This is a genomic window from Xenorhabdus thuongxuanensis, assembly GCF_001908095.1.
In the GTDB taxonomy this organism is placed as follows: Bacteria; Pseudomonadota; Gammaproteobacteria; order Enterobacterales; family Enterobacteriaceae; genus Xenorhabdus; species Xenorhabdus thuongxuanensis.
On the sequence record NZ_MKGR01000026.1, the window covers coordinates 8,035 to 16,666 of the forward strand.

At 45.1% G+C, this 8,632-nt stretch carries 11 protein-coding genes; 1 reads left to right on the forward strand and 10 read right to left on the reverse strand.

The genetic code is table 11. The features are described 5' to 3' along the window. Positions 1–182: 182 nt before the first annotated feature. Positions 183–389: a DUF1107 domain-containing protein gene (locus Xentx_RS14740; RefSeq protein WP_074021057.1), complete on the reverse strand. Its 207-nt coding sequence runs from the start codon at positions 387–389 to the stop codon at positions 183–185. A 330-nt stretch (positions 390–719) separates the two neighbouring features. On the opposite strand from Xentx_RS14740, the gene Xentx_RS14745 reads away from it, so the two are divergent. Beyond that, positions 720–1,292, forward strand: coding sequence for a YtfJ family protein (locus Xentx_RS14745; protein WP_074021060.1), 573 nt, complete (start codon positions 720–722; stop codon positions 1,290–1,292). Positions 1,293–1,365: 73 nt separating this feature from the next. Here the strand turns inward: Xentx_RS14745 and cysQ are convergent, their stop codons facing one another. The 9 genes from cysQ to nsrR form a co-directional block, all read right to left on the reverse strand. Next, the gene (cysQ, locus tag Xentx_RS14750) at positions 1,366–2,109 is read right to left on the reverse strand and encodes a 3'(2'),5'-bisphosphate nucleotidase CysQ (protein WP_074021061.1); all 744 of its coding nucleotides are present in this window, start codon (positions 2,107–2,109) and stop codon (positions 1,366–1,368) included. Positions 2,110–2,229: 120 nt separating this feature from the next. Beyond that, entirely contained in the window at positions 2,230–2,850 is a 621-nt protein-coding gene (gene bamJ, locus Xentx_RS14755; protein ID WP_074021063.1) for a BamJ family beta-barrel-assembly machinery protein, read from the reverse strand. Between the two features lie 215 nt (positions 2,851–3,065). After that, entirely contained in the window at positions 3,066–3,518 is a 453-nt protein-coding gene (rplI, locus tag Xentx_RS14760) for a 50S ribosomal protein L9 (protein ID WP_074021064.1), read from the reverse strand. Between the two features lie 38 nt (positions 3,519–3,556). Further along, positions 3,557–3,784, reverse strand: coding sequence for a 30S ribosomal protein S18 (gene rpsR / locus Xentx_RS14765; RefSeq protein ID WP_000135199.1), 228 nt, complete (start codon positions 3,782–3,784; stop codon positions 3,557–3,559). A 4-nt stretch (positions 3,785–3,788) separates the two neighbouring features. Beyond that, on the reverse strand, positions 3,789–4,106 hold the full coding sequence (gene priB / locus Xentx_RS14770) for a primosomal replication protein N (protein WP_074021066.1): 318 nt from the start codon (positions 4,104–4,106) through the stop codon (positions 3,789–3,791). 5 nt (positions 4,107–4,111) lie between these two features. Further along, positions 4,112–4,510 (reverse strand): 30S ribosomal protein S6, encoded by a 399-nt coding sequence (gene rpsF / locus Xentx_RS14775; RefSeq protein ID WP_074021067.1) that lies wholly within the window; start codon positions 4,508–4,510, stop codon positions 4,112–4,114. 133 nt (positions 4,511–4,643) lie between these two features. After that, complete coding sequence (rlmB, locus tag Xentx_RS14780) at positions 4,644–5,381, reverse strand: 23S rRNA (guanosine(2251)-2'-O)-methyltransferase RlmB (protein ID WP_074021069.1); 738 nt, start codon at positions 5,379–5,381, stop codon at positions 4,644–4,646. A gap of 116 nt (positions 5,382–5,497) precedes the next feature. Then, positions 5,498–7,945: a ribonuclease R gene (gene rnr / locus Xentx_RS14785; RefSeq protein WP_074021070.1), complete on the reverse strand. Its 2,448-nt coding sequence runs from the start codon at positions 7,943–7,945 to the stop codon at positions 5,498–5,500. Positions 7,946–7,989: 44 nt separating this feature from the next. Beyond that, a complete protein-coding gene (gene nsrR / locus Xentx_RS14790) occupies positions 7,990–8,409 on the reverse strand; it encodes a nitric oxide-sensing transcriptional repressor NsrR (protein WP_074021071.1) in 420 nt (139 codons plus the stop codon). Positions 8,410–8,632: the final 223 nt, after the last annotated feature.

Sequence of the window (8,632 nt, forward strand, 5' to 3'; positions counted from 1 at the left end):
AAAAAAGAAAAATAGGTTGCCCACTTGCATTGAGTCGGTGTCCATATATGGTTTTATGTTTAAGAAGCTAACGCATCTTAAACTGGCTAAAGCCATAATCAAAAAACGGCCACAAGGCCGTTTATTATACTAATGTTATGTATTGATTTTATTACCATTAGTCGATGAGAAGTTACAAACAATCACCCTATTTCGGTCTGTAAGCGCAATACTTGCTGATTGACTTCACTCATTACATGGAAATGGCGTTTATCTTTGATTTTCGGGGGTAAAATCTTTCCATAATTGAATTCAAAAGCACCCATGTCCTTAATATATAACCGCCCACGAAATAGGGTTTTTACGTAGAGAGCAATTTTCACTGGGTTATAATGGCGAAAGATTTTCATCTCTGTTTTTTCCTCCCATGCTTCTTACGGTACTATTCTATTGCTGCTGGATAACTAGCCAATGAATCAGAAGATGCATCGTGGTTATGCCAACTGTATAGACTACGTATATAGAAATTTGTTCCCCTCAATATTAAGATTCAATCTCTGTTTTGATGTAACATTATGATATTAATAAGTATTATATTTCATCTCCCTTTTGTTTACTTATATCTCACTTCAAATGTTATCAAATTGTTTATTTTACTGAGGACAGACCAGTTAACAAGCGCTATGCTGAATATGTCATTCCCTGATAACATGCCACACCATGATAAATAAGGAGAAAATATGTTTAAAAACAACACTTTAATAAAAATCGTGTTATCTGCAATATTGAGTATAACGCCAATATTTGCGTTCGCTCATAACATTACCTTAGAACAACCTGTTCCCCCTGTCAGTGTGACAGATAAAGGTGAACTGTTGTTAAACGATGGTAAGTTCAGCTACCAAAATTGGAGCAATACTGAACTATCGGGAAAAGTCAGAACAATCCAGCATATTGCCGGTCGTAGTTCCGCAAAAGAGATGAATGATCTCTTGATTCAGGCATTGAAGGATGCTGATTTACCTAAGGACAAGTATCAAACCACCAGCATCGTGAATACCGATGATGCTATTTTTGGTACTAGCGTTTTTGTTCGCAATAGTATTGAAGACAGCAAAAAACAGTTCCCGTGGTCACAATTCATTGTCGATAGTAACGGCCTGGTTAAAAAGGCTTGGGGACTGGAACCCAAAAGTTCAGCAGTCATTGTGCTGGATAAAGATGGTAAGGTGAAATTCGTCAAAGATGGCAAGTTAAGTAACGAAGACATTACACATGTGATCAGCCTAATTAAAGAAGAATTGGAAAAATAGCCTATTCAATGCTGAATAGTGATAATGGTTCTCCCATTGTGAACCATTATCACCTTAATATATCACTTCAGCATCAAAAAACACTGACTCTAAATCCTGGATTCAGGAAAGATTCACGCGGCGTGTAATTGAGTGTTTTCCCTTCCCAATCCATCACATGTGCCCCCGCAGCAATAGCAATGGCATGACCTGCACCCGTATCCCAGATGTTGGTCGGCCCAAAGCGTGGGTAAAGTTGTGCTTTTCCCTCTGCAACCATACAGAATTTGAGTGAAGATCCGACCGAAAGTGTATCGTGTACCCCTAGCTGGGAAAGATAGTCCTGCAACTCCTCATCATCCTTGTGAGAACGACTGACTACCACGACTGGCGGTTTCGCTGGCATAACTTTAATCGGAAGCATCTGACCATTGGCTTCTTTCCACGCCTGACGCCCTTGTCCTGAATATAAGACATCCTGTACAGGGACATAGATAACTCCCATCACAGGTATACCTTGTTCTATCAATGCGATATTAACAGTAAACTCGCCATTGCGGCGAATAAACTCTTTCGTACCATCCAATGGATCAACCAGCCAATAACGCTGCCAATTTTTCCGCTCTTCCCATGACGGTGGTTCTTCTTCTGATACCAGCGGGATATCAGGTGCAATGCGCAACAATCCTGCTTTAATGATCTTATGGGCGGCAATATCCGCGGCAGTAACAGGTGAATCATCCATTTTATGCTCTACTTGCAACGGTTGCTCATCCTGGTAGACCTCCATGATCGCCGCGCCTGCTTCCCGTGCCAATTGGCAGATCTGTTGTAGCATCATACACCTCTGCATTCATTGTTCAGCTATCCCCTTAATGCTCTCAAATTGCAACTTTTGGCTATGCTGCAAATCGAAACCGATTTTGGGTAATAGCCGGCTAACCGGCTATTCAATAAGTTACAGAATTTCCAATAATTCCACTTCGAAGATCAGCGTGCTATAGGGAGGAATGGATGCACCTGCTCCACGCTCACCATACGCCAGATTGTGCGGAATATAGAGTTCCCATTTGGAACCGACTGGCATTAAGGTCAACGCTTCAATCCAACCAGGGATCACTCCGCTAACAGGGAATTCTGCTGGTGTACCACGCTGTACTGAACTATCAAATACGGTGTCATCGATCAGGCGACCCGTGTAGTGAACACGAACACGGTCAGTACGAGCGGGAATAGCGCCATTACCTTGTGTCAGAACAGAAAATTGCAGACCAGACTCAGTGCTGCTTACGCCTTCACGCTGAATGTTTTCTGCCAGAAATTTTTTGCCTTCTTCTGCCATCACCTGCTGACGTTCACGACGAACACTATCAGCACGTTCATGTATCTCACGTAGCGCACGATGCAGTTCTTCTACCGGAATAGCAGGAGAACGGCTTTCCAGCGCATCACACAACCCTGCTAACAGGGCTTCTGGTTCTAACCCTTGTAAACCAGATTCCTGTAATTGTTGCCCAACCTGCAAACCAATACCGTAACTCGCCCGCGCTTCAATAGACTCAAAAGAAGGTTTTGTCATGAAAATACCTGTTATTAAATGAGTGAAGGCTCAAGCATAACAGCACTGTCTGGATGGGTAAACGCGTTAAAGTGGGTAATAATAATGTAAGGCACCAATTCTTGAAGTATAACTGCTACCAGGCCTTATGTTTGGGGGCATGTTTTTACGACACAAAACAAAAAACGCCGGCAATGCCAGCGTTTTTTGTCACATGTTCTTCAGCTAATCAACGATTAAGCTTCTGGAACGATGTTAACGTTCAACTGTGCGAATACATCGCTGTGTACCTGGAAGTGAACTTCGTGTTCACCAACAGTACGCAGAACGCCGTTAGGCAGGCGAACTTCGCTCTTAGATACTTCAACGCCAGCAGCAGTCACTGCATCAGCGATATCACGAGTACCGATAGAACCAAACAGCTTACCTTCGTCACCTGCTTTAGAAGCGATAGTGACAGAACCCAGTGCACTGATTTTCTCTGCACGAGCTTGTGCTGCTGCCAGAACGTCAGCCAGTTTAGCTTCCAGTTCAGCACGGCGCGCTTCGAAGAATTCGATGTTTTTCTTAGTTGCAGGAACAGCTTTACCCTGTGGTACTAAGAAGTTACGGGCATAACCCGCTTTAACGTTAACTTGGTCACCCAGGCTACCCAGGTTCGCTACTTTATCAAGCAGAATAATTTGCATTACCTTATCCTCTCAAAGTCGTTAATGGACTGAACCTATTACTGATGGCGATCAGTGTAAGGCAACAGAGACAGGTAGCGCGCACGCTTGATAGCACGAGCGAGCTGACGCTGGTATTTTGCACGAGTGCCAGTAATACGGCTTGGTACAATTTTACCGCTTTCGGTAATGTAGTTTTTCAGCGTAGCAATATCTTTATAATCGATCTCTTGTACGCCTTCCGCGGTAAAGCGGCAGAACTTGCGACGACGGAAATAACGTGCCATTTGGCTAGTCTCCAGAATCTATCAATTCAATCTGCTCGGCATGTAGAACCAGTTTACTAAGACCATTGCGCCCATAATGGGAATTAATGAATCCTGAAACCGTTATTCGACTGCCGACCGTTATACTGTGAGTATATTCCTGTAACAACTGTCCGCTGGCAATAACGGGCATTCTGCACCATGATTGCCTGCTAAATCCGGCTTCCTGCTGCTGTGAACGATGTTCAAGCACAAACTGACAATGTGGAATACCAGATGGACTGACTCTTCGTATCGGTGCCTTGCACACTGTGCCTGAGAGCACCAAACGATTAGTTGTCACGGTAATTACTCTTCAGAATCCCCAGCTTCATCAGCATCATCAACCAAGTCTTCTTCTAAGACCAGATCACGGCTGCGACGTTCGTCTTTAGCCTTAACCATTGGTGATGCTTCAGTTATTGCGTGCTTAACGCGCATAACCATGCTGCGGATAACGGCGTCGTTGAAGCGGAAGTTAGTTTCCAGTTCATCAATCGCTTCTTGTGGCGCTTCAACGTTCATCAGAACGTAGTGAGCCTTGTGCAGTTTGTTGATTGGGTAAGCCAGTTGACGACGACCCCAGTCTTCCAGACGGTGAATCTGACCTTGCGCGTTAGCGATAGTCGCACTGTAACGCTCGATCATGCCCGGAACTTGTTCGCTTTGGTCAGGATGGACCATAAAAACGATTTCGTAATGACGCATTGATTGCTCCTTACGGATTATTCAGCCTCCTGTCAGGGTCAGCCGTGGCCCATGGAGGCAAGGAACGTGTTTAGTACGGCTGAAAAATCGACGCGTCACTATACCCGTACAATACAAAAAACTCAATAAAGAATTACCGGGCACTTCTCTGACGTACGATTTCAAACAGGCATACCCCTGTTGCAACCGATACGTTCAAAGAAGAGACTGAACCTGCCATGGGGATACTGATCAATTCATCACAATGTTCGCGAGTCAATCGGCGCATACCTTCTCCTTCCGCCCCCATCACCAGAGCCATCGGACCAATCAACTTGCTTTCGTATACAGAATGCGTGGCTTCACCCGCCGTTCCGACAATCCAGATATTGTGTTCTTGCAGTAAACGCAATGTCCGGGCAAGGTTAGTAACACGGATCAGCGGTACACTTTCTGCCGCACCACAAGCCACCTTTTTGGCGGTAGCATTCAATTGTGCAGAACGATCACGAGGAACAATAATTGCATCAACCCCCGCCGCATCCGCTGTACGCAAGCAAGCTCCCAGGTTATGTGGATCAGTGACACCATCCAATACCAGCAGGAATGGGCGCTCCAGCCGAGATAACAAATCCGGCAGATCATTTTCCTGATATTGGCGTCCTGGCTTGACGCGGGCAATGATCCCTTGATGGACGGCACCTTCTGCTTGGGCATCCAACCATTGGCGGTTGGCAATTTGTACCGCAATACCGATACCTTCTAACTCCTGCAATAATGGGGTTAAACGGCGATCTTCACGCCCTTTCAGCACATAAACTTCCATGAAACGTTGTGGATCGCGCTCCAGCAAAGCTTTAACGGCATGGATACCGTAGATAATTTCACTCATGACTGACTGATACCTGATTCACTGATATTTTAAGATATCTAAAATAGAGGGCGGCAAGATCCGCCCTATTTGATGATTGTATGGATTAATTTTTACTGCCTAGTTTTTCCTAACAATCAGCTTTCACTTTTTTTCGCACGCTTCGCTTTCAGTTTTGCCGCAATTTTTTTAGTCTTGTTTGACGGTTTTTTCTTTTTGCCTGACGACTTAGCCTCTTTAGGCTTTTCCGTACTTTTCTTTTTACGAAAGGCGCTATCTGGCTCAAAATTGGCTGATTTTTTATGATCACGGCCTTTTTTACCATTTTTACGCTCTGGCGTACCTTTTTTCGCCTTATCGCGTGCTGTTTTCCCCTGATGACGCGCTTTACGGGTTGTTGAAAGTAAGGTGAAATCAATATTACGTTCATCCATATGAACCGCTTCCACGCGGATCTCTACTTCATCACCGAGGCGATAAGTTGTTCCAGAAGACTCACCAATCAAACGTTGGCCGACGTTATCATACCGATAATAATCGTTATCCAGCGTCGAAACATGTACCAAGCCGTCAATAAACAGATCATTTAAGCGGACAAAGAAACCGAAACCTGTCACGCTGGTAATCAGTCCGGTGAAAATATTACCCACCTGATCTTGCATGAAATCACATTTCAGCCAGTCGGCCACATCCCTTGTCGCTTCATCAGCACGGCGCTCAGTCATGGAACAGTGGTCACCCAATTGCAGCATCTGTTCCATATCGTTGTGCCAACCTCCTGTTGGCATCCCGCGATGTTCAACAGCACACTTTTCTTGTTCTTGTGCCAATAAGTATTTGATCGCTCGATGCAGAGCCAGATCAGGGTAACGGCGGATTGGCGAAGTGAAGTGAGAATAAGAGCGTAATGCTAAACCAAAATGCCCCCGATTCTCCGGCTCATAGATCGCCTGCTTCATAGAGCGCAACAGCATCGTTTGCAGTAATTCGTGATCTGGTCGATTCGCGACTTGTTTCATCAATTGCGCATAATCTTTCGGTTCTGGCGTCATGCCACCCAACAAGCTCAATCCCAACTCATTGAAGACTGACCGCAAGTTCAGGATACTCTCTTCTTTTGGTCGATCATGGATGCGATATAACGCGGGTTCATGGTGTTTTTCAACGAAGCGAGCTGCGGCAATGTTCGCTAAGATCATACACTCTTCGATAAGTTTATGCGCATCGTTGCGTACAACGGGTTCTATACGCTCAATGCGACGCTCTGCATTAAAGATAAACTTGGCTTCTTCCGATTCAAACGAAATAGCGCCACGCTGTTCACGTGCGTGTTCCAATGCTTGATAAAGCTCATGCAGATATTCAATATGTTGAACCAACGGCATGTAGTGCTCACGCAATTCTTGATCACCCTGCAAAATCTTCCAGACTTTTGTATAAGTCAAACGAGCATGTGAATTCATCACCGCTTCATAAAACTTATAGGAAGAGAGTTTGCCCTGGGCGGACACAGTCATTTCACACACCATACATAGGCGATCAACTTCTGGATTGAGGGAGCACAATCCATTAGACAGCACTTCCGGCAGCATAGGTACAACTTGGGATGGGAAATAAACCGAGTTTCCACGGCTGCGTGCTTCTATATCCAAAGCAGTTTGCGGGCGAACATAGTAACTGACATCAGCAATCGCTACCCACAATCGCCAACCACCACCCCGTTTTCTTTCGCAATACACTGCATCATCAAAGTCTCGTGCATCTTCGCCATCAATCGTCACCAATGGCAACGCGCGTAAATCTACACGACCTTGTTTGGCCGATTCCGGTACATGTTCATCCAAACCAACAATCTGTTTTTCTACCAATGGCGGCCAGCTATGTGGAATTTCATGGGTACGCAGCGCAATCTCAACCGCCATGTTTGTTCCCATGGTCTCACCCAGCACTTCAACAATTTTGCCGATGGCTTTAGTCCGGCGAGTCGGGCGATTTGTCAATTCAACCACCACGACGTTACCCATTCTTGCCCCGCAAGTTGTTTCTTTTGGGATCAATATATCGAAACAAAGGCGGCTATCATCAGGGACGACAAATCCCATGCCCGCATCCATAAAATACCGGCCAACAATCTGGCTACTCTTTGGCTCCAAAACCCGCACGATACGCACTTCAATGCGGCCTTTTCTGTCTGGTCGCAAAGGCTGTGCCAGTACCACATCACCGTGGATCGCCATTTTCATCTGCTCGGCTGGCAGGAAATAATCTTCTTTGTGGCCTTCCACACGTAGAAAACCATAGCCATCACGGTGTCCAATCACCGTACCTTTCAATAAATCCAGCCGATCTGGCAACGCATAACATTGCCGACGGGTAAAAACCAACTGTCCATCACGTTCCATTGCCCGCAAACGGCGGCGCAATGCTTCCAGTGCATCTGGAGTGGTTAACTGAAGTTCTTGTGCTAGTTCCTGACGGCTTACCGGAGTGGCATGTTTAGAAATGATATCCAAGATGTATTCACGGCTTGGGATAGGAGATTCGTATTTTGCAGCCTCTCGTTCCTGAAAAGGATCTTTTGACATCGTCATTCCTCTATTGTCATCAGCAAGCTGTTTATCCCCTTGCTTCACTTAACTAAAAGTAATTGATAAAGGGGACGATTGTCTTTGACCATATCGGCCACAGTATGTTTATCCAACTCTTCCAAAAAATTTTCTACCGCTTGATTCAAGATTGACTTTAAGCGACATGCAGGCGTGATTTGACAGGCACTACAATCAACCAATGACAGAGGCTCCAATGAGCGAACCACATCACCAATTCTGATCTCGTTGGCAGGTTTCCCTAAACTGATGCCGCCATTTTTTCCCCTGACAGCATTTACTAACCCTAAGTGACTCAGTTGGTTGATGATCTTTACCATATGGTTACGTGAGACACCATAAACTTCAGTGACTTCTGTAATACTCGTCATTTGGCCTGCTGGTAAAGAGGCCATATAAATCAAGGCACGTAATCCATAATCAGTAAAGCTGGTTAACTGCACACTCACCTCTGGGAAACTGAATATCACGGAGCTTATTTGGAACCAAAAATAATATATGTTTATTGGTTTTCGTTAGTTGATCATCATTATGTGGGTATTTTGCAAATTAAGCAAAACGGGAGAAAATCAGAACCACCCGCATAGCGGGTGGTTTGCTCTAGCCCTATAAGGGCATGTTACCGACTGCGCCTAAATGACGCGGCTTTCTCTTCGTTCAAGCTAA